This window comes from Nitrospira calida (genome assembly GCF_976986435.1).
Genome location: NZ_OZ335950.1, coordinates 431,204 through 450,424 on the forward strand (window position 1 = coordinate 431,204; position 19,221 = coordinate 450,424).

The window sequence follows — 19,221 nt, forward strand, 5'->3', positions numbered from 1 at the left end:
GAGGCTAGCGGCTGGCTTGATAGATTGCCGGCCGGTAGCGTGGCGCAGGGATCGGCTTACCGGCGGCGCGGGCCGCGTCCAACCAAGCCGCCTTGGCTTGCTCAACTTGGGCCAAGGCTTCTTCCGGCGTACGGCCGAAGGCGGAGCAGGATTCCAGATCCGGGATGTCCGCGATGTAGCCCCCGTCTTCTTCGCTATAAAAGATGTTGATGTGGTAGTCGCTCATGGTTGTCCTCCAGCCGGAGATTGTACCGCTCGACCAGTCGCAGGAATTGGCGAATCTGATAGGGCTTGGCTTCTCCGCCTACCTCCTGCAGATTGACCAGTTCGGCGATGGCGGGATGGGCAAAGATGTGATGACTGCCGCTGACCCGCTTGAGTTCAAAGCCAAATGCCTCGATAAGTGTTCGCATGTCGTTAAAGGCAACGTTGTTGAGGTGCCCTTCACTGAGTCGTCGGAGTACCTTTCTGAGATTCATGGGCACCGCATGGGAGTCGGCACTAGGCCATATCGCCACCGGCCATTCTGCTCGGCGTTGCCGAGAAAGGCCGGGGTGAGGAATCGCACGGTGTAGATGAGAGTCGTCATCGGGGCCATGGTTCGCGGTCCTTATTGCTTCCGTTGGGGTTCTTCTGTACTGATTGCGCTCGGTCTTGTCCAGCCTGGCAACGTTGCCACACGCGGCATCCGAACCGCTGCGTCGGCATCCCCCTTGCTTCGCTCCTCTTCACGCGAAGACCTCCATGAGGGTGGTCGTGTGGGCCTTGGTGTGTTCGGTGAAGAACCGAGCGACCGTCTCCCACGTGGTCGGCATTAACAATCGCGGTTCGGGATCTTGCTCCGCGTCGTGGAAATCGACCAACGACTTGGCGATGTGGGCCGGGTTGGGCGGTGGGTCGGTGTACATCGCCCGGAGTCGTTCGGCGATTCGGGCAAGCGGCCGTTCTTGGAGGATCGCATACAGGTCGTAGAAATCCTTCTTGGCGCCGCGTTGGCTCACCGCGACGAGCTTCATGGCGCCGATGTCCTCGATCGGTGCGATGGGCCTCCCGTGCCATCGCTCGACGGGCGGCCCAAAGGCCGGCTGGAAGGCAATGAATGTGCAACGCACGGTCGCCAGCAGACATTCCACGGTATCGGTCCGATCCTGCAGCATGGTGATCGGGCGTCTGAGCGCACTCAACCGGCCCGCCAGACCGGAGGGGAAGACGTCGGGCCGGCAGAACCAGTCGAAATCCACCGAGATCCGGTGGCCCAGTTGCAGCGCGAGTCCCGTTCCACCGGCGAGCACAAACTCGGTCCCCTCCAGGGCCGCGCACAATGCCGGTGACAGTTCCCGCGCCTCGGGAGTCAGCGCCTCAAGCCTGAGCAAGATACAGCCTCCAGAAATTCCGGTCCCGCATCGGCAGCCGACGGCTCTGCTGAGCGATTTCCCGAAGGGTCGCCGGCGGGTAATGCTCCATCAGCCACCGGAACGTTTCCGGTGTCGTTTTCTCCATCAGCCGCTCGGCGATGAATCGTCCGTGCGAGACGGGATCCAATCGGTCGAAGTCCATATCCCAAAAATAGGGACGGAGAGACTCGGGCAACTGTGCCGCGCTCATGTCGGCTCCTCCGGTTGGGGCAAGGCCTCGAGGTCCAGCGCAGGAATCTCCGGCAACTGGCCGCCGATGGCGCCGCGGATCGCCCCGTACATCCCGGCCGTGTTCGTCACCAGTCGTTCGATCTGCTTGGCCCGCTCGTTCCAGAGCTTTTCCATGGCCGTTCGCTCCTTGGCCAACTGCGCCTGCATGGCCGCGAAGGTCTCCATCAGCGCCTCGACCCGGTGGCGGAACTCGTCGCTGGAGAGGTAGCGGTACAAGGCCTCCATGTTTTCGCTCATCCCTTGGGCGGCAGCCTGGGCGAAGGCGACACGGAGCAGTTGCTCGCGCAGCGCGACGGCCAGCGGCAGGTAGCAGGAGAGGCTCGTCACCCACACGCCGTCCACGAGCTTGAAGGGTCGGACGTCTTCGGGGAGTGTGACGGACACCAGGACGGCGACGCCGGCGCCGGCCGCGCGCTGGTCGTCCTTCAGCTTGGCCAGCCATGCGGGACTCCAGGCCTTGGTGTTCTTGGTCTCCCAGATGATGCTCCCGCAGGGCCGCAGGCTTCCGTCGCGTACCTCTTGGATCACGTCGGCGCCGCGCATGCCCTTGGGCACCGGCCGAATCGCGTCATGGGGAAATGCCCGCGCCAGCGCGGTTTCCAGATCGAGCTCGAGCACCTCGCCCTGCCGCTCCTGCGACCCCTGTTCGCTCTTGCGGCGGGCCTCTTCGAGCAGCGCCTTGAGGTCGTCGATCTGCTTGTCTTTCTCCCTGAGCTTGAGCGCCTGCTCCTCGGTCGCCGAGCGGCGGATCTGCTCTTCCAGCTTCTGCTTTTCGGCGTCCACGCGGCGTGCCACTTCGAGGTCCAGCTCGCGGGCCCGCTCTTCGAGCGCGGCTTTCTCCTTCCGCAAGGCCAATTCGGCCTCCTGCGCTTCCCGCGTCTTCCGCTGTTGTTCGGCAAGCTGCTCACGCAGCAGCCGAAGGTCTCGCTCGCTCTGCTCCTTGGCCCGGCTCTCGGCCTGTTTGACGGCAGACTGGAGCTGGACTTCGTACTGGCGCTTCACGTCCGTTTCCACGGTCGCGCGGACTTGGGTCATCAACGCCTCAGTGAGGGGAATCGTGGCGCCGCACGTCGGGCATTGAATGGTGGACATGGTCATCGGAGCCTCTCCGCCAGGTCCGCGGCCGCGGCCTGGGCTTTCTTCGGATCGTTTTCAGACAGGAACACGTAGGCTTTGGTCGTGGCGTCGTGGGTCGCGTAGATCGCGATCACGCGGTCGCCATGGGCGGGATCGGGCTCCACGGTCGAGCGGCCCGGCAGGCGCGGGTTGTAGTAGAACGTCTCGATCCTCGTCACATAGGGCACGGCCCGGATGCGCTCCAGCCAGTCGGCCAGGCCACGGTGCCTGCCGGCGTTGCCGTCTTCGTAGGTCACTTTCTTGTCAGCCGGTGCGATCCCCGATGCCTTGGGCAACAAGGCCTGTGCCTGGGCACGGAACCGCTCGCGGAAGCCTTCGTGGTAGAGAGCACCGAGGGCGCTCAAGGTGGCCAGGCCTTGGCTCGTATCCACGAGGACGCGCAGCTTCTCTGGCAGGGATTTGATGCGCGAATCGTCGGCCTTGAGCAACTCGCCGGCTTCGCCTTCGTCGAGCGCCTCCAGCACATGACGATAGGCCAGCCAGTCGTCGAAGGCAAACGAGACCGGTAGGGCCGGCAGCTCAATAGCGGCGGGAAAGGATTCAAATTGGTAATAGACCGGCAGGCCAAAGACTTGACCGATCAGCCCGGCAAAGGAAATCTGCGCCTTGTAGCCGCCGGTAGCGTTGATGGCGACCGGTCCGGACGCGTTTCGGTACAGTTCCGCGATTTTCTTGACCAGATTGCGCAGCCCCTGGGCGAAGGCCTTGGGATCGTCGCCTTGCAGCTTTTTGATCACATGCGACTCGGTGTTGAATCCCCAATGTTCACCAATGTTCGCCAACACGTCGCCGACGCAGGCTCCCTCCCGCGTATCGGAGACGAGGAAGACCAGTCGGTCTCCTGGAGAGACCACTCCCTGCTTCATCAGGGACTGGATCGAGGTCAATTCTGCGCCGAGCCGCTTATCCGACTGGTCAAGACCTTTGAGGGCTGCCACTAAGCGGGCGCGATGGGCTTCGTCATAGCGATCGCCGAACTCCTTCCAAGCTGTTAAAACCGAAGTGCCGACCGTATTGATGAGAATCATGGCTGTTGCCCGCTCCTGTTTCTCGCCACCGTTTTAACAATCCTCCGCCTTCCGGTCCAGAGCGGAAACGTTGCCGGATGCGAGGGGTTGTGCTAGGTTTCCGCTGGATTTGGGAGAGTCCAGGAGACACGATGGCACAGGCAACTCCTCTTGAGGCCAGCGACCGCCATACACGGTTGCGCCAGGAACTCGAACGCATTCGGCAGGTGTTGGCCGAGGATCCCACTGTGCTTCAACTCCGCGTGTTTGGCTCCGTGGCGACCGGGCGTGTTCATGAGTGGAGCGACCTTGATCTCTTCGTCCTCATGCGCTCCTCGGAGCCGTTCGTGTCTCGGTCAGCCAGACTAGCAACTGTGACGCGTCCGCAGGTCGGCGTCCAGTTTCTGGCCTACACCCCTGAAGAGGCGGCCGCCTGCCTGCACCGCCCATTCTTTCGGGAAGAAATCCTGAAAAAGGGAGCCGTTATGCCCTTACATCCACAGGAGGATGCGACTCGTTGGCTGACATTTGCCGCTGAGGATCTTCGCATGGCGGAACTCGCCCTCCAGGACAGGTTGTTCAATCAAGCATGCTTCCGTGCGCAACAGTGTGCTGAGAAAGCGTTGAAGGCGCTGTTTGCGTGGCGTGGTGAGGTGATGCCACGGACACATGCGCTCGTGGACTTGATGAATCGGCTTCCTGACGAGAGCCGCGCCCACTTGGCAACCTTGATGGATGCCCTGCGGGAACTCGATCAGTTCTACGTGCCGACCCGGTATCCCGATGCCCTGCCCGGTCTCCTTCCCTCCGGTATGCCGCAGCGGATCCATGCCGAAACGTCCCTCGCCACCGCTCGATCGGTCTTGGACCTTATCACTCCACTCTGCCGCTGAAGCGGCGCTTACTCACCATCCGTTCTCGTACCAACCCTGAGCTTCGTCTTGTCAAGCGCGAGGCCATAGACGGTGTCTTTCTTGGGACCGGCCGAGCGAACTCGGTAGGGATTTGGGCTGCCGGTCAGGCCGATGGCGTCGTCCAATTTCTTGTTCAGTTTGCTCACCAGCGAGCGGAATTGCTCTGGCGCATCATCCGGACCTTTGGCCTTGGGCAATAGCGTGCCGGCTCCTCGTTCTTCAAGGAGGGCTTTGGATGTGTCCCAGGTCACTTTGGTGAACGGCACGTAACAGTCGGTGCAATCCCCGCAGGTTCGGAGGTCTGGACGGCTGCAATGATCCAGCTTGGTCCGGATCAAGGCTCGATAGAGCGTCATCATGGCGGGGGTGAGCGGCAAGGGACGGTTGCCGATCCAAATCCGTTTGGCCCGGCCGTCGAGATAGAGAGGGTCAGGATCATGCCACAGGCTGAGCCGTTGGTTGGCGAGTGTCACCAACTTTCCAAATGACGTGGCGGCGATCGGCGGTGCCTGTGCCATTAGCCCGCGCAACCGCACGTAGGGCAGCTCGGCCAACTCGATACTGGCCTGGCTAGTAAGGAGGCGGCGGCCGTTTTTGTCGGTAAGCCATCGCGGTCGCCTGGGAGGGAAGAAAAACTCCTCGATGGACTCGAATTCCGGCGACACCAGCACATGGTAGAGCCGGTCCTCGGCCCGGCCAAACAGCTGCAGCGCGCTGGCAAGCAGCACCCCCATCGTCTTCCGTCCGCCGGCCACCGAACAGTGGAGACGAACGTCCGACCGTTCCACCTGCTTCCTGATGAACTCGGCGAGCTGATCCGCGATGGCCTGGTTGTCCCGCTCGGAGCGGACGTCATCAAGGGGCTTGCCGTCCGCTCCCTTCAGGATGATGACGTGGGAAGCCTGACAGCGCGGCATCGGCTTCGGCCGATACTCGCGGATGAAGCGGGCCAGTGCGCGATTCGCTCTGAGCAGCTTCTCGAGACAAGCCTTGCGGCCAGCTTGGGTGGTCAGAATCCAGACTTCAGCGGGATGAATCGGCGGGGTGCGGTGATGGAGCGCCCACAGCGTTTCCGTTACGACTTGCGGCGTGAGCCCACCGACCGCCACCAAGACGTCGCGCATGCGCCCTCGCTCCGACCTGCAGCATCATGCAGAATTCGGAATGACCTGTCAAGAATCTCCTTCCGCGGTGCCCGCAAGGCGTGACAGATCGTTGACAGCCGCGCGACGAGAACGGGTTGTCAGGCTACGATCCGTCCGACCAGATCGTATGTTGCGGCGTCGGTGATTTCGACCGTAATGAAGTCGCCCGATCGGGGTAGGGGGCGGCCGGCGAGACTGTCCGACACATCGTTGATGTACACCACACCGTCGATGTCCGGGGCCTGGCCTTCGTGCCGGCCCTCGAGCAGAAGATCCGTTTCTTCCGACGGCCCGTCCACGAGCACCTCCAACGAACGCCCAATTAGCGCACGGCTTTTTGTCGAGGCGATCGACTCCTGAATGGCCAGCAACTCGTTGCGCCGGTTTTCCATCGCGGAGCGATCGACTTTGTCGCTAAGCTCCGCCGCCGGCGTGCCCTCTTCGTCGGAGTAGCAAAACACCGCCACCCGGTCGAAGTGGGCCTGTTCCACGAAGGTTTTGAGTTCCTCAAAGGCCTTGTCGGTCTCGCCGGGAAAGCCCACGATGAAGGCCGTGCGGAAGGTCACACCGGGCACGCGGGTTCTGATGCGCTCGACCACTCGCTCGATCGCTGCCCGGTCGCCCAGCCGGTGCATGGCCTTGAGCAGGGCATCGTTGATGTGCTGGAGTGGCATGTCGATGTACTTGGCGATCCGCTCCTCGCCCGCATAGAGGTCCAGCAGTTCGTCGGACACCTGTTGCGGATAGAGATAGAATGGCCTGATCCAGCGGAGGCCCTTGACCGTGACCAACTCGCGGAGCAACGTCACGAGCCCCTGGCGCAGGCCCAAGTCCACTCCGTAGTTGATGGTGTCCTGTGAAATGAGGTTCAGTTCTTTCACTCCTTCGTCGACTAGACGGCGCGCCTCCGCGACGATGGAGGCGATCGGCCGGCTGCGCTGCTTGCCGCGCATGAGTGGGATCGCGCAAAAGGTGCAGTTGCGATTGCAGCCTTCGGCGATCTTGATATAGGCGCTATGGCGCGCGCCGAGTCTGAGCCGCGGCACCAGGTCGTCGTAGAGGTAGGGGGGCTGGCTGATCCAGAGCCGCTGGTGCCGTTTCTTGGGCGCGAGCAAATCGCGGCAGATGTCGGCGATCTTGCCAAACTCGCCGGTCCCTACCACTGCGTCCAGTTCCGGCAGCTCCTTGAGCAGTTCGCCCTGGTAGCGCTGGGCCAGACAACCGGCGGCGATCAGGACGCGGCAGGAGCCGGACTGTTTCAATAAGCCATGTTCAATGATGGCGTTGATGGATTCCTGTTTAGCTTCTTCGATGAAGCCGCAGGTGTTGATAATCACCACCTCGGCTTTTTCCGCGTCGGTGGTCAGTTCGAAGCCGTTCGCTAGGAGTAAGCCGAGCATGATTTCGGAATCCACCTGGTTCTTGGAGCAGCCCAGATTCACAAAGCCGACCGTGGTCTTCGCCTTTTTCGCCCTCTCCCCCTTTCCCTTTTTGAAGGAAAGGGAAGGAAGAGAGAGCCTCCGTGTTTCGCCGGCCATGGGGAGCGTTTTGCGCGACATAGTCCGTCAGTCTACGGGACGTGTGAAAAGCCTGTCAACGACAAGCCGGTCCGGGCTTGCCATTGCCGCTTCTTATCCCCTACAGTGTCGGCATGATCCGTGCCTTCCAAGGCATCAAGCCGACGATCCCGAAGTCCTGCTTCATCGAAGAGACGGCCGTCGTCATAGGCGACGTGGCGATGGGCGAGGAGTGCAGTGTGTGGTTTCATGCCGTGATCCGTGGTGACGTGAACTACATTCGTATCGGGCACCGGACCAACGTCCAGGACCTCTGTATGCTCCACGTTACCCATGACACGGCGCCGCTCCTCATCGGCGACGACGTGACCATCGGCCATCACGTGGTCTTGCACGGCTGCACGATCAAAGACCGAGTGCTGGTTGGCATGGGCGCGATCATCATGGACGGCGCAGTGATCGGCGAGGATTCGGTCGTTGGCGCCGGTGCACTGGTGACTGAGGGCACGGTTGTGCCGCCCAAGAGTCTGATTCTTGGCTCGCCGGCCAAGATCAAGCGACCGGTCACTGAGCAGGAATTGGCCTGGATCAGAGAATCGGCGCAGAACTACGTGCGCTATGCCCGCCAATACCAATACATGGCCGATCCGGCGAAGGAAAAGGCTGGGTTCAAGATCTGAAACCGGTCCCGGGCCACTACAAAAGGGGTCGGGAGTCTTTTCTAAGTTGCTGTGCTACTGTTCATGCTAGCGAGACGTATCGGTGTCTGTGCTCAAGAAGAGCACTATGGCGAGGTTCACACCATAGTTCCGCCATGTAGCGGATGCGTGCGAAAGGGCATGAAAAAGATTCCCGATCCCTTTTCAAGGGGGCGTCACTTGCGGGTGAGCGCTTGACCGATGAGGACAAAGCACACCGGATCGCCCACGGTCGCCGTAGGATACCGTTCGGCCCCGACTCGGTAGGGAATGCCTCGCCGGTGACACCATTCGGCGATCCAGACCAACTCCTCTGTTGAGGTTGTGACCAGCGCGGGGAGCGTAAGCTTACGTAGACACCGGCCAGCTAACATCCTCACAATGCGGCGCTCGTCCGCAAATGTCTTCGGATCGAATGTGACAGGATCGGCTCGGCCATAGGAAAGCGCGGCCAGATGGGGAAACCGTTCTGGGTCGTTCAACACGCTCACGATCCAGAGATGGTCGAACATGCCCGGCGCCGTCCCCGCATCGGCTGCCGCCAACTCGAAGGGCAATCCCTTGCAGGCGTGGTTCAGCACCGCGACTTCGTCGGCCCGCAAATTATAGGCTGTGACCTGACGTCCCAGTTCCAGCGTCTCCATTGCCAGCGCGGGGATTTCCGCCACCCCAGCGCCGACGTAGAGACTCCGTCCGCCCGGTTTCAGCCGCCCCATCAGTGCCTTGGCCAGCTTGATCCCCAGCCGCCGACACGGCCCGCGCTTGGCTTTCCAGAACTCGTCCCCGCCCTCGTCGCAGTACACGCGACCGAGGGTCGAATAGTCGAGTGCATCAAAGATGCGGCGGATGGTCCGGACAGTTTCGGAACGGAAGTTGCCCGTTGTGCTTCTCATGAAAAGGATCCAATGAGACGATAGGTCAAGTATACGTCAAGCGTATGGAGATCAAAAAGGGGTCGGGAGTCATTTTAGCGACCAAGAATGACTCCCGACCCCTTTTTGTTTAGGCGACCCCTTTTTGTTTAGGGGTACTGCCGACCTCATGCCGGTCCCTTGGCCTCAGCCAAGGTTTTGGTCGCTGCTGTAACGCCTTCGAGAACCTTAGCCATGAAGTTGAGATTCACCGTCGCAATGGTATCCGTCGGTTGATGGTAATGAGGATTCCGGAAGTCGGCGGTGTCGGTGAGCATGACGGCGGGGTAGCCATGGTGCCAGAAGGCGGCGTGGTCGCTGCGCCTGGTGTCGGGAAGCAGCTCGCCGTTGCCGGGGACCTCCAGTGAAATCACAGGAACATGCGCCTGCGCAGCTTTCTCGACAGCATCGATGAGGCTGGCCGAGGCGACGTTGCCAACGACGCCCAGGAAATTGCCCGTCGATGGCACGGCGATCGGAACGCCGGGCGGGATCTGTTGCGTTCCTTCCTCAAAGCGGGCATAGCCGACGCATTCCAACACGATCGCGCCGAGCACGGTTTGGCCGGTCGCTCTTAGATGGGCGGCATAGGCCAGACTCCCGAGCAAGCCCTGCCTCCCGGCAGATGGATCTTGCTCTTCCAGATTGAAGGCGATGAATCGAACAGGTCGACCAAGCGGGATCTCCCGGAGTCGGCGGGCGACTTCGAGCAGCACCGCCAGGCCGCTGGCGTTGTCGTCGGCGCCGGGCGAGCCGGTTACCGTGTCGAAGTGGGCCGCGAGGATGAGCGGTGGTTTGCTCCTGACCGACGCAGTCAGTGGCAGACACGTTGCGATCACATTCCGATACGTCCCGCCGGGCGCCTCGAACTCGTGTGCGGCGACTTCGAAACCCAACGCGGTGAACTGGTCTCGGAGATACTGTTCGGCTTGGCGCAGCGCGGCCGGCGAAGTCTCAGGATGACGCTCGCCGACAAGGGCCTGGAGGTGAGCGGTCAGCCGGGCGATGGAGTCGGACATGTCGCGGCAAGGATCTGGCGCACGGCTGTCGCCTACGAGACGATCTCTGTCCCGATGCCTTTGTCCGTAAACACTTCGAGGAGGATCGCATGGGGTATGCGGCCGTCGATGATGTGCGCCTTGCGGACGCCGCCGTCAAGCGCCGTCAGACAGGCATGGACTTTGGGCAACATGCCCTCGCCGATCGCGCCTTTCTTCACCATCCGTTGCATGTCCTTGCGCGACAGCGTGGAGACATGACGGCCCTTGGCATCGCGGATGCCCTTGACATCGGTCAGCACCAGCAGCTTTTCCGCCTTGAGCGCAGCCGCTACCGCTCCGGCCACCAGGTCGGCGTTGATGTTGTACGTGTTGCCGGTGCGGTCGGTGCCGATCGGCGCGATGACCGGGATGAAATGGTCCTGCTGAAGCCTTTCAATGACGCGCGGGTTGACCGATTGGATATCGCCCACCAACCCGAAGTCCTCATCCGGTGAGCCGTCGTGTTCCGTCCCGATGCTTTCGGCCCAGGCTTTCACGGTTAGCGGCTTGGCATGGATGAGATCGCCGTCCTTGCCGGTCAGTCCGACGGCCCGCCCGCCGTGTTGATTGATGAGCGCGACGATCTCTTTGTTGATCTTGCCCCCCAACACCATCTCCACGATGTCCATTGTCGCCCGGTCGGTGATCCGCACGCCGTGGCGGAACTTGGCTTCCAGGCCCAGCGTGTCCAGCATCTTGTTGATCTGCGGTCCTCCGCCGTGCACGACGACCGGGTTGAGTCCCACGTACTTGAGCAGGACTACGTCCAGCGCGAAGCGGTCCTTCAGCGCATCCTCCGTCATGGCCTTGCCGCCGTACTTGATCACGATGGTCTTGCCGGCGAACGTGCGGATGTATGGCAAGGCCTCGACGAGAATGTTGGCCTTTTTGATGAGTTTGTTCATCACTGAGCTCCAAACTCATAGCCAGCAGCGAATAGCTGCTCGCTGTTGGCCGCCATCTATTGGCTCGCTACAGAATGAACCGGCTCAGATCCTGATCCTTCACGATGTCGCGCAGACGATCTTTGACGTACTGGGCGTCGATGATGACCTTCTTGTCTGGCCACTCCGGCCCTTCGAACGACACCTGTTCCAGCAGCCGTTCCATGATCGTAAACAGCCGGCGCGCTCCGATGTTCTCCGTCCGGTCATTCACCTGGACGGCCGTCTCGGCAATCTCCTCCAAACCGTCCTTGGTGAAATCCAAGGTAATTCCCTCGGTCGCGAGGAGCGCTTGGTATTGCCGGACCAGTGCGCCCCTGGGCTCGGTCAGGATCCGGATGAAGTCCTCTTTGGTCAGCGGACTCAATTCCACCCGGATGGGAAAACGGCCCTGCAATTCAGGAATCAGGTCCGAGGGCTTGGCGACGTGGAACGCCCCTGCGGCGATGAACAGGATGTGGTCCGTCTGGACCGGGCCGTATTTCGTGTTCACAGTCGAACCCTCGACGATCGGCAGCAGGTCGCGCTGCACCCCCTCCCGCGACACGTCAGGGCCGATACTTCGCTCGCGCCCGGCGATCTTATCGATTTCGTCCAGGAAGACGATGCCGGTCTGCTCGACCTTGGCGATCGCCTCGCGCACCACCTCATCCATATCGATGAGCTTCTGCGCTTCTTCCTGGGCGAGATGTCGCAGCGCCTCCGGCACTTTCATCACGCGCTTTTTCTTTTTGCCCTGGAACATCCCTCCTAACATCTCGCGCAGGCTACTTTCCAACTCCTCCAGGCCGCTGACGTTCGAAATCACGCCGATCGGCAGCGCCCGGTCCTTGACTTCCAATTCGACGGAACGGTGATCGAGTTTGCCTTCCCGCAATTGCAGGCGCAGCTTTGAGCGGGTGGCCTCGTAGGATTCTGTGGTCGGCTGCGCGGCGCTCGGCCGCTCTAATTCTTCGAGAAAGCCGGGCCGTGGCGTAACCGGAGGCAACAAAAGATCGAGCAGCCGCTCTTCCGCGAGCTGCTCCGCCTTGTGTTGCACTTCTTCCAGGTGTTTCGCCTTGACCATGTTGACGGCAAGCTCGGTGAGATCCCGGATGATTGTCTCCACGTCCCGCCCGACGTATCCGACTTCGGTAAACTTCGACGCCTCGACTTTCAGGAACGGTGCCTGCGCCAGCTTGGCCAGCCGGCGCGCGATCTCCGTTTTGCCGACACCGGTGGGGCCGATCATGATGATATTCTTCGGCATCACTTCGTCGCGCAGATCGGGTGGCAACTGTTGCCGCCGCCAGCGGTTGCGTAGGGCGATGGCGACCATGCGTTTGGCGTCGCGCTGGCCGATCACATAGCGGTCCAGTTCTTCGACGATCTGCCGGGGCGTGAGGTTGTTGAGATTGGGAAGGGCTGGTTGTTGGTCCGCCATCATCAATGCCGCGGAACTCATCGTTTGAGTTCTTCGATTAGGATCTGCTGGTTGGTGTAAATGTCAATGCCGCCGGCGATGGCCATGGATTCCTCGACGATCCGGCGTGCGTCCAATGCGGAATGGCCAAGCAACGCCCGCGCGGCCGCCAGGGCATAAGGCCCGCCAGAGCCGATCGCCAGGATGCCGTCTTCCGGTTCCACCACATCGCCGGTGCCGGAGATCACGAACGAATGGTCCAGATCGGCGACGGCGAGCAGCGCTTCCAAACGCCGGAGGATCCGATCGGTCCGCCAGTCTTTCGCCAGCTCCACGGCCGCCCGGGTCAAGTTCCCCCGATATTCTTCGAGCTTGGCCTCGAATTTTTCGAACAATGTAAAGGCGTCGGCGGTGGCGCCGGCAAAGCCGGCCAGGACCTGGTCGTGGTGCATGCGCCGGAGTTTTTTTGCATTGTGCTTCATCACGGTAGTGCCGACAGTCACCTGACCGTCGCAGCCCATCGCAACGTTACCGTCCCGTCGCACGCACAGAATCGTGGTGGCCCGAACCGTCATGACTGTCCGGCGGTCTCCGTTTCCGGAACAGGAGCTTGCAGCCTCGCTCGAGGATGCGCCTTATCATATACCGCCATGAGCTGGCTCGGCGCCAGGTGGGTGTATTTCTGGGTCGTGTTGAGCGATGCATGGCCCAGCATTTCTTGGATCGCGCGCAGGTCCGCCCCTTCGTCCAACAGATGGGTCGCGAACGAATGCCGAAGGGCGTGCGGGCTGATCCGTCCGCCGGGCAGGTAGCGGGAATATTTCACCACGATGCGGGCGACGCTGCGAGCGGTGAGTCGGCCGCCGCGAGCATTGCGGAACACGGGTTGGCCGTGTTCCGTGTGGCGCGAGGCGCCTGTTGCATTCCGCCGAGGATGCCCGTTGCTCCTGGGGATGGCACGGGTCCCCGGTGACGTATGGTGGGATAGCGCATCGTGGTAGTCCTTGATGGCCTCGAGCGCGACGTCCCCGATCGGCACGATCCGCTCCTTGCGGCCCTTGCCGCGCAGCCGAACCAATCCCTCGGCGGCGTGAAGATCGTCCATATTCATCCCGACCAACTCGCTCACGCGGGCACCGGTTGAGTACAGCGTTTCGAGGATGGCCCGGTCGCGGCGTGCCAACAGCGTATCGGCTCTCGGCAGTTCCATCAGGGCTTCCGCGTCCTCCTTGGTCAGCGTGCGAGGAAGCGGCTTGGGTTGCTTGGGTGTTCGGACGTGCTCGACGGGATTCTGTGTGACCCGTCCTTCTCTGATCAGGAAGCGATAGAAGCTCCGGAGCGTCGCCAGCTTGCGCGCCAATGAGCTTTTTTTCTTTCCTTGCCGATCCAGCCACACCAGATAGTTCCGGATTATGGCGGCGTCGATGACGGCGGGCTGGCAGTCGGCGCTCACCTGTCCGGAAAATTTTAGAAACGCATGGAACTGGCGAAGATCGGCCTGATAGCTGCGAATGGTCTCGGGGGACGCTCCCTGCTCGGCGTCGAGAAACGTCACGAAAGCCCGGATCGCGTCTTCCATGCCTCGAGATCCTCTAGCGCGCGTCGGCCGATGAGGCGCCGTTTTTGTTCCTTGTCTCGAATCCGGCTCGGCAGGGGCGGAAACAGCCCGAAATTCGTGTTAATCGGCTGGAAATGTCGCGGCTCGCAAGTAGTGATATACGAGAGCAGGCTGCCGTGCGCCGTGGTCGGCGGCGGCGTCACCAGTGGAAGCCCGGCCAAGCCGCGGGCGGCGTTGATGCCGGCCAAGCCGCCCATCGCCGCCGATTCCGTGTATCCCTCCACGCCGACGATCTGGCCCGCGAAGAACACCGTGCCGCGCGCCTTGAGTTGCAACGTGTTCCGGAGCAACTGCGGCGAGTTGATAAACGTATTCCGGTGCAGGCTGCCGTACCGAAGAAATTCCGCGTTCTCCAAGCCCGGGATCATGCGAAACACCCGCTTCTGCTCCGGATAGGTCAACTTGGTCTGGAACCCCACCATGTTGTAGCACGTCCCGTGGGCGTTTTCTGCGCGAAGCTGTACGACCGCGTAGGGTCGCGTGCCGGTCCGCGGATCTTCCAAGCCCACCGGCTTGAGCGGACCGAACTGCATGGTCTGGCGCCCTCGCTCCGCCATGACCTCGATGGGGATGCAGCCTTCGAAATAGGGGATCTTCTCGAAGTCCTTGGGTTGGACCTTTTCGGCGCTCAGCAGCGCTTCATAGAATTTGTTATACGTCTCCTCGTCCATCGGACAGTTCAGGTAATCAGCCCCGCCCTTGTCGTACCGCGAAGCCCGGAACACCACGTCCATGTTGATCGAGTCGGCGTCGATAATTGGCGAGATCGCGTCGTAGAAGTACAAATGCTTGGCGTGGGTCAGGTCGGCGATCGCCTGCGACAGGCGGTCCGAGGTCAACGGGCCGGTCGCGATGATGCACACGCAGTCAGTGGGGATGGCGGCGATCTCCTCCCGGATGATCCGCACATTGGGATGCCCTTCCAGCGCCTCCGTGACCTTGCGGGCGAACATCTCCCGGTCCACCGCCAGCGCCGAGCCTGCCGGCACGCGCGACTCGTCGGCGGCACGGACGATCAGCGAATTGAGCCGCCGCATTTCTTCTTTCAAGATGCCGGGCGCGCTCAGGATGTCGCCGGAGCCTAGCGAGTTAGAGCACACGAGCTCAGCGAGCCACCCGGTTTTGTGGGCTTTAGTGAACTCCTTGGGCCGCATCTCATAGAGCGTGACTCGAGCTCCGCGGTTGGCCGCTTGCCAAGCCGCTTCGGAGCCAGCAAGCCCGCCGCCCACGATCACGACATCGTCGCGCATGGCGTGTGAAACTCCGGTTGGGATGACAAAGAAAGCTTATTGTAGAAACTGGGTTTCGGGGATGTCAAGGCAAACGGCCGCCGAAGAGCGGCAACGACGATTGATCCGCCGTGAGCGCGTCGCGCTTACAGGCGGTGTGTGACGCGCTCCGCGTACCCGGTCATTTCCACATAGCCCTGTCCCGACACGGCCGCACCGCGCCACGTCCCTGCCGCCTGAACGGCACCTTCCCAGTAGGTCACCTGGGTACTCCGGCCGGTGCGCAGCTCCTGATCCGCCAGCAATGGGGTCACCTCGAGCGAGAACTGCGGTGAGGCGCAGGACAGCCGCCAGCGTTGCGGGTAGCGCGCCCCGCTCGCCGGACTGGTCCAGTAGGTGAGCGGCTCCAACCGCAGGGAGTGGCCGGGCAGATGCTGCGATCGCCCGTCGGCGAGGATCAGCGTGCCGCTGGAGGCCGGATCGGCCGACCCGTCGGCGCGCCGCAGCCGATAGACCATCAGCTCGCTGTTGTTGCTGAGCTGAAGACTGAACCAATCCCAGCCGACCACCTCGCGATCGAGGTCCGCGGAACCGAACTCATGGTCCATCCAGCTCGTGCCGACGACCTCGAGCTGTTCCCCGCGGACCGTCACGCGCCCTTCGGTCGCCAGCCGCGTGAGTGAATAGTAATGGGATGCCTGTCCTCGGCGGTCGCCTTTGCGGCTCACGCCGTCCGTGCCGTGCACGACCGGCGGTTTGAGGGCTGTGACCGTCAAATCCACGGCAAAGCCGTCAGCGGCTGCGCGCAGGTGATGGCGATCGGAGTTCCCGGCCAGCCGTTCGACGCTCCACCGATCGATCCACACGCGGAGGCGGTCGGCGTCCGCGCCGGCTCTACCCAACCCGGCTCGACTAATCTTCTCGCTCATATAAAACCGGCCGTTGTCCAGGTCGGAGAGTGCCAAATGGGCCAGGTACAGGTGCCGAATCGTCCAGCGGGACGGCTCGGTCCTGATGCGCTCTGGCGCGACCCCGCGTCGGAAGAACGTCAATTGAAAGCCGAAACGCCGGCCGTTCCGGGCGGTGAGATGACCGGTGTAATACCACCATTCCGTCCGGAACGTATCGTGCGATCCATGGTCCTGCGGAAAACGGTACTGGTAGCCCGGCAGGGCGAGACGGAACCCGCCTTCCGTCACCTCGCCGTCGCGGGCGGCCAGAGAAACGGGCGCCCGCGCCAGTGTGCCCGCCAGCAGTGCCATCGCTGTGCGAGATCGGCTGCGCATGACCACGGCTTATAACACTCCGTCTTCCGCTGTGCAAATCGCCAGTATTGATGAGGGTTTTGTCATAGTCGGCGGCGCCGACGCGGTCCGGACGCTCGGTTGACAACTTCCGAGAGCATCGGCTATCGTGAGGCATGCAAACCGATCGAGAGCGCGATCATCACGGCCGCGACCCGCGTGAAAAACCGGCGTCATTCCGGATCCCGGAACGCATCCCGGTGTTCGCGCTGCCCAACGTGGTCTTCTTCCCGAAAACGTACCTGCCGCTGCATATCTTCGAACCGCGCTATCGCCAGATGGTCGCCGACGCGGCCGCCGGAGGCCAGTGCATCGGGATGGCGTTGCTCAAGGAAGGGTGGGAAGCGAACTATTACGGCAATCCTCCCATCTTCCAGCTCGGATGCGTCGGTCGCCTCGTGGGCGTCCAATCCCTGCCGGACGGCCGATCGAACATTCTGCTGCAGGGTTTGGAACGGTTCGAGGTGCGGCAGGAGTTCCACGAGAAGAGTTATCGGGAAGCGACGATCGCGCTGAAGCCGCGGGCGCCTGAATCGGCGCTCGATCCGGCGGTGCGGGCCTACTTGATCAAAGTGCTTGGGGACTGTCTTCACGCGCGCGAGGATCATCCCTATTGGCAGCACTTCTTCCGCGAGGACGTGGGCGATGACATCCTCGTGAACACCCTCTCGACTCACCTCGACTGCACTCCCCTGGAGAAACAATTTCTTCTGGAAGCGGACTCGCTTCAGCAGCAGGCTCGTCGGCTCATCGATCTGATCCAGTTCAAAGTACACGAGCGGGACGGAGTAAAGGGCTGGGGCTGATGGAACGGGCGGTCGCCATCGAGGTGTCCCGGCTGGGCAAGGCCTATGATGGCGTGAAGGCCATCGAAGACCTGTCCTTTCAGGTTTTTCAGGGCGAGATCTTCGGCCTGCTGGGACCCAATGGCGCCGGCAAGAGCACGACGCTGCGGATTCTGATCGGCTTGCTGCGGCCGACGTCGGGCTCCGCCGTCGTGTGGGGCCACGACGTGGCGCGCGAACCAGAGCGGGTGCGCCGGCTGATCGGGTATGTGCCGCAGGAACGGGCGATCGACCGATTTCTGACGGGCCGTGAACATCTGGACCTCCTCGCCAATCTGTACCACCTGCCCAAAGACGAAGCCCGCCGCCGTATCGACGAGTTGTTGCGGCTGGTGGAATTGGAACGCCATGCGGACCGGCTTGCCAAGACCTATTCTGGCGGGATGAAGCGGAAACTGGACATCGCCTGCGGCCTGCTGCCGGATCCGAAGATTCTTTTTTTGGATGAGCCCACGCTGGGTCTGGATGTGCAAAGCCGGCTGCGCATTTGGGACTACGTGCGCGGGCTCCACGAGCGGGGCATGACGGTGGTGATGACGACCAACTATTTGGACGAGGCCGATCAGCTCTGCGACCGATTGGCGATCATCGACGGCGGGCGGATCAAGGCGCTGGGCTCGCCCACGGAACTGAAGGTCGGCCTGGGCGGCGACATCGTGTCGCTGACGGTGAAGGAGACGGACCGGATCGAATCGTTGGCTGCCGCCGTGAAAGGGCTGCCGTCCATCCGGGCCGTGAGCACGACGCCGACGGGGCTTGATATCCGGGTGGAGTCGCCGGAGAAGGCCCTGCCGGCGATTCTCAACGCCGCGAATCGGCTGAACTGTGGTCTGGAGTTCATCGACTACCACCGTCCGCGGCTGGACGACGTGTTCGTCGCCCACACTGGGCACGCGATCCGGGAAGAGTTTCCCGGGGAAATGGGCAGTGAATTCTGAGTGAGAAGAGCTGAGTTGTCTGAATGCGTTGCAAGCTCAGAACTCGGTACTCAGAACTCATAGCTTGAACGAAGCGATGAAAGAGTATTGGCAAGAAATCAGCGCACTGACGCTGCGGTGGATACGGCGGTTGAGCCGCGAGAGGTTCAGCATGCTGTTCACGCTCGTCCAGCCCATGCTGTTCTGGCTGATTTTCTTCGGCAATCTCTTCCAACGGGCGGCCGACACCCAGGTGGTGCAGGCGCCTAACTACATCAGTTTTCTGGCCGCTGGCGTGGTGGTGATGACGGTGCTGAACAACGGGTTGGCGGGCGGCGTCGATTTGCTCTTCGACAAGGAGAACGGGTTCCTCGAACGGCTCATGTCCACGCCCATCCGCCGGAGTTCCATCATCCTGAGCCGGTTCCTCTTCGTGATGGGCGTCACGTCCTTGCAGGTGTTGGTCATCCTGGGCGTCGCGTTTCTGTTTGGGGTCCGGCCGGCGACCGGTCTGCTCGGCGTGGCGGTCATCCTGTTGATCGGCATGTTGTTCGGGGTCGGACTGACGGCCATCTCGATGGCAATGGCCTTTTCGGTGAAAAGTCATGGTGACTTCTTCTCCGTCCTAGGGTTTCTTTCGCTGCCGATGATTTTTTTGAGTTCGGCCCTCGTCCCGTTGTCGGCCATGCCGGCATGGATGAGCTTCCTGGCGCGGTTTAATCCGATGACCTGGGCCATCGATGCCGTCCGTCCTCTGATTCTGTCCAGTTGGGCGGAAGCGCTCCCGAAGGTCGCGATGGTTCTGGTCGTCATGGCGGTGTTCGACGCGCTGTGCCTGTACGGTGGCGCACGCGTGTTCCGCAAGGCGATGGGATAGATCGAGCGTGAAGCACGGAAACGGGCGGGAACAACATACCGAGGTAACACGCTCCTGGAAGGACCGGGGG

21 protein-coding genes are annotated in these 19,221 nt (G+C 62.0%); 5 read left to right on the forward strand and 16 right to left on the reverse strand.

All coding sequences use genetic code 11. From position 1 onward, the window contains the following. Positions 1-4 precede the first annotated feature (4 nt). From ACWHTU_RS02270 to ACWHTU_RS02295, 6 genes are all read right to left on the reverse strand, one after another. Positions 5-226, reverse strand: a complete 222-nt coding sequence (locus ACWHTU_RS02270) for a type II toxin-antitoxin system HicB family antitoxin (protein ID WP_447861303.1) — start codon at positions 224-226, stop codon at positions 5-7. Continuing rightward, a complete protein-coding gene (locus tag ACWHTU_RS02275) occupies positions 195-413 on the reverse strand; it encodes a type II toxin-antitoxin system HicA family toxin (protein WP_447861305.1) in 219 nt (72 codons plus the stop codon). The genes ACWHTU_RS02270 and ACWHTU_RS02275 overlap by 32 nt, the downstream gene beginning before the upstream one ends. Before the next feature lie 315 nt (positions 414-728). Further along, positions 729-1,373: a nucleotidyl transferase AbiEii/AbiGii toxin family protein gene (locus ACWHTU_RS02280; protein ID WP_447861306.1), complete on the reverse strand. Its 645-nt coding sequence runs from the start codon at positions 1,371-1,373 to the stop codon at positions 729-731. Beyond that, positions 1,360-1,605: a DUF6922 domain-containing protein gene (locus tag ACWHTU_RS02285; protein ID WP_447861307.1), complete on the reverse strand. Its 246-nt coding sequence runs from the start codon at positions 1,603-1,605 to the stop codon at positions 1,360-1,362. Before ACWHTU_RS02285 ends, ACWHTU_RS02280 begins: the two co-directional genes overlap by 14 nt. Continuing rightward, a complete protein-coding gene (locus tag ACWHTU_RS02290; protein WP_447861309.1) occupies positions 1,602-2,744 on the reverse strand; it encodes a DUF2130 domain-containing protein in 1,143 nt (380 codons plus the stop codon). Before ACWHTU_RS02290 ends, ACWHTU_RS02285 begins: the two co-directional genes overlap by 4 nt. Then, a complete protein-coding gene (locus ACWHTU_RS02295) occupies positions 2,741-3,811 on the reverse strand; it encodes a putative CRISPR-associated protein (RefSeq protein ID WP_447861311.1) in 1,071 nt (356 codons plus the stop codon). The genes ACWHTU_RS02290 and ACWHTU_RS02295 overlap by 4 nt, the downstream gene beginning before the upstream one ends. 131 nt (positions 3,812-3,942) lie before the next feature. Here ACWHTU_RS02295 and ACWHTU_RS02300 point away from each other — a divergent pair, with 131 nt between their 5' ends. Next, positions 3,943-4,683: a HEPN domain-containing protein gene (locus ACWHTU_RS02300; protein ID WP_447861313.1), complete on the forward strand. Its 741-nt coding sequence runs from the start codon at positions 3,943-3,945 to the stop codon at positions 4,681-4,683. Positions 4,684-4,691: 8 nt separating this feature from the next. Here ACWHTU_RS02300 and csm6 read toward each other — a convergent pair whose 3' ends face one another. Beyond that, entirely contained in the window at positions 4,692-5,828 is a 1,137-nt protein-coding gene (gene csm6, locus ACWHTU_RS02305; protein ID WP_447861315.1) for a CRISPR-associated ring nuclease Csm6, read from the reverse strand. 119 nt (positions 5,829-5,947) lie between these two features. Continuing rightward, positions 5,948-7,408 (reverse strand): 30S ribosomal protein S12 methylthiotransferase RimO, encoded by a 1,461-nt coding sequence (rimO, locus tag ACWHTU_RS02310; RefSeq protein ID WP_447861317.1) that lies wholly within the window; start codon positions 7,406-7,408, stop codon positions 5,948-5,950. A gap of 92 nt (positions 7,409-7,500) precedes the next feature. Here rimO and ACWHTU_RS02315 point away from each other — a divergent pair, with 92 nt between their 5' ends. Beyond that, complete coding sequence (locus ACWHTU_RS02315; RefSeq protein ID WP_447861318.1) at positions 7,501-8,046, forward strand: gamma carbonic anhydrase family protein; 546 nt, start codon at positions 7,501-7,503, stop codon at positions 8,044-8,046. Between the two features lie 194 nt (positions 8,047-8,240). On the opposite strand, the gene ACWHTU_RS02320 is transcribed toward ACWHTU_RS02315, so the two are convergent. The 8 genes from ACWHTU_RS02320 to ACWHTU_RS02355 all read right to left on the reverse strand — a co-directional run bounded on the left by ACWHTU_RS02320 (position 8,241) and on the right by ACWHTU_RS02355 (position 16,494). Further along, positions 8,241-8,957: a hypothetical protein gene (locus ACWHTU_RS02320; protein ID WP_447861320.1), complete on the reverse strand. Its 717-nt coding sequence runs from the start codon at positions 8,955-8,957 to the stop codon at positions 8,241-8,243. Positions 8,958-9,103: 146 nt separating this feature from the next. Continuing rightward, a complete protein-coding gene (locus ACWHTU_RS02325) occupies positions 9,104-9,994 on the reverse strand; it encodes a M28 family peptidase (RefSeq protein ID WP_447861322.1) in 891 nt (296 codons plus the stop codon). A 32-nt stretch (positions 9,995-10,026) separates the two neighbouring features. Then, entirely contained in the window at positions 10,027-10,920 is an 894-nt protein-coding gene (gene argB, locus ACWHTU_RS02330) for an acetylglutamate kinase (RefSeq protein WP_447861324.1), read from the reverse strand. A 67-nt stretch (positions 10,921-10,987) separates the two neighbouring features. Then, positions 10,988-12,403, reverse strand: coding sequence for an ATP-dependent protease ATPase subunit HslU (gene hslU, locus ACWHTU_RS02335; RefSeq protein WP_447861326.1), 1,416 nt, complete (start codon positions 12,401-12,403; stop codon positions 10,988-10,990). Further along, a complete protein-coding gene (gene hslV, locus ACWHTU_RS02340; protein WP_447861327.1) occupies positions 12,400-12,936 on the reverse strand; it encodes an ATP-dependent protease subunit HslV in 537 nt (178 codons plus the stop codon). The genes hslU and hslV overlap by 4 nt, the downstream gene beginning before the upstream one ends. Next, the gene (locus tag ACWHTU_RS02345) at positions 12,933-13,940 is read right to left on the reverse strand and encodes a tyrosine recombinase XerC (RefSeq protein ID WP_447861329.1); all 1,008 of its coding nucleotides are present in this window, start codon (positions 13,938-13,940) and stop codon (positions 12,933-12,935) included. The genes hslV and ACWHTU_RS02345 overlap by 4 nt, the downstream gene beginning before the upstream one ends. Then, on the reverse strand, positions 13,913-15,253 hold the full coding sequence (trmFO, locus tag ACWHTU_RS02350) for a methylenetetrahydrofolate--tRNA-(uracil(54)-C(5))-methyltransferase (FADH(2)-oxidizing) TrmFO (protein WP_447863298.1): 1,341 nt from the start codon (positions 15,251-15,253) through the stop codon (positions 13,913-13,915). Before trmFO ends, ACWHTU_RS02345 begins: the two co-directional genes overlap by 28 nt. 101 nt (positions 15,254-15,354) lie before the next feature. Beyond that, positions 15,355-16,494 (reverse strand): lipocalin-like domain-containing protein, encoded by a 1,140-nt coding sequence (locus tag ACWHTU_RS02355; RefSeq protein WP_447861330.1) that lies wholly within the window; start codon positions 16,492-16,494, stop codon positions 15,355-15,357. A gap of 134 nt (positions 16,495-16,628) precedes the next feature. Here ACWHTU_RS02355 and ACWHTU_RS02360 point away from each other — a divergent pair, with 134 nt between their 5' ends. The 3 genes from ACWHTU_RS02360 to ACWHTU_RS02370 all read left to right on the forward strand — a co-directional run bounded on the left by ACWHTU_RS02360 (position 16,629) and on the right by ACWHTU_RS02370 (position 19,151). Then, positions 16,629-17,318 carry an LON peptidase substrate-binding domain-containing protein gene (locus ACWHTU_RS02360; protein WP_447861332.1) on the forward strand — a complete coding sequence of 230 codons (690 nt, stop codon included), beginning with the start codon at positions 16,629-16,631 and terminating at the stop codon, positions 17,316-17,318. Beyond that, entirely contained in the window at positions 17,318-18,295 is a 978-nt protein-coding gene (locus ACWHTU_RS02365) for an ATP-binding cassette domain-containing protein (RefSeq protein WP_447861334.1), read from the forward strand. Before ACWHTU_RS02360 ends, ACWHTU_RS02365 begins: the two co-directional genes overlap by 1 nt. Before the next feature lie 76 nt (positions 18,296-18,371). Further along, entirely contained in the window at positions 18,372-19,151 is a 780-nt protein-coding gene (locus ACWHTU_RS02370) for an ABC transporter permease (RefSeq protein WP_447861336.1), read from the forward strand. Positions 19,152-19,221 lie beyond the last annotated feature (70 nt).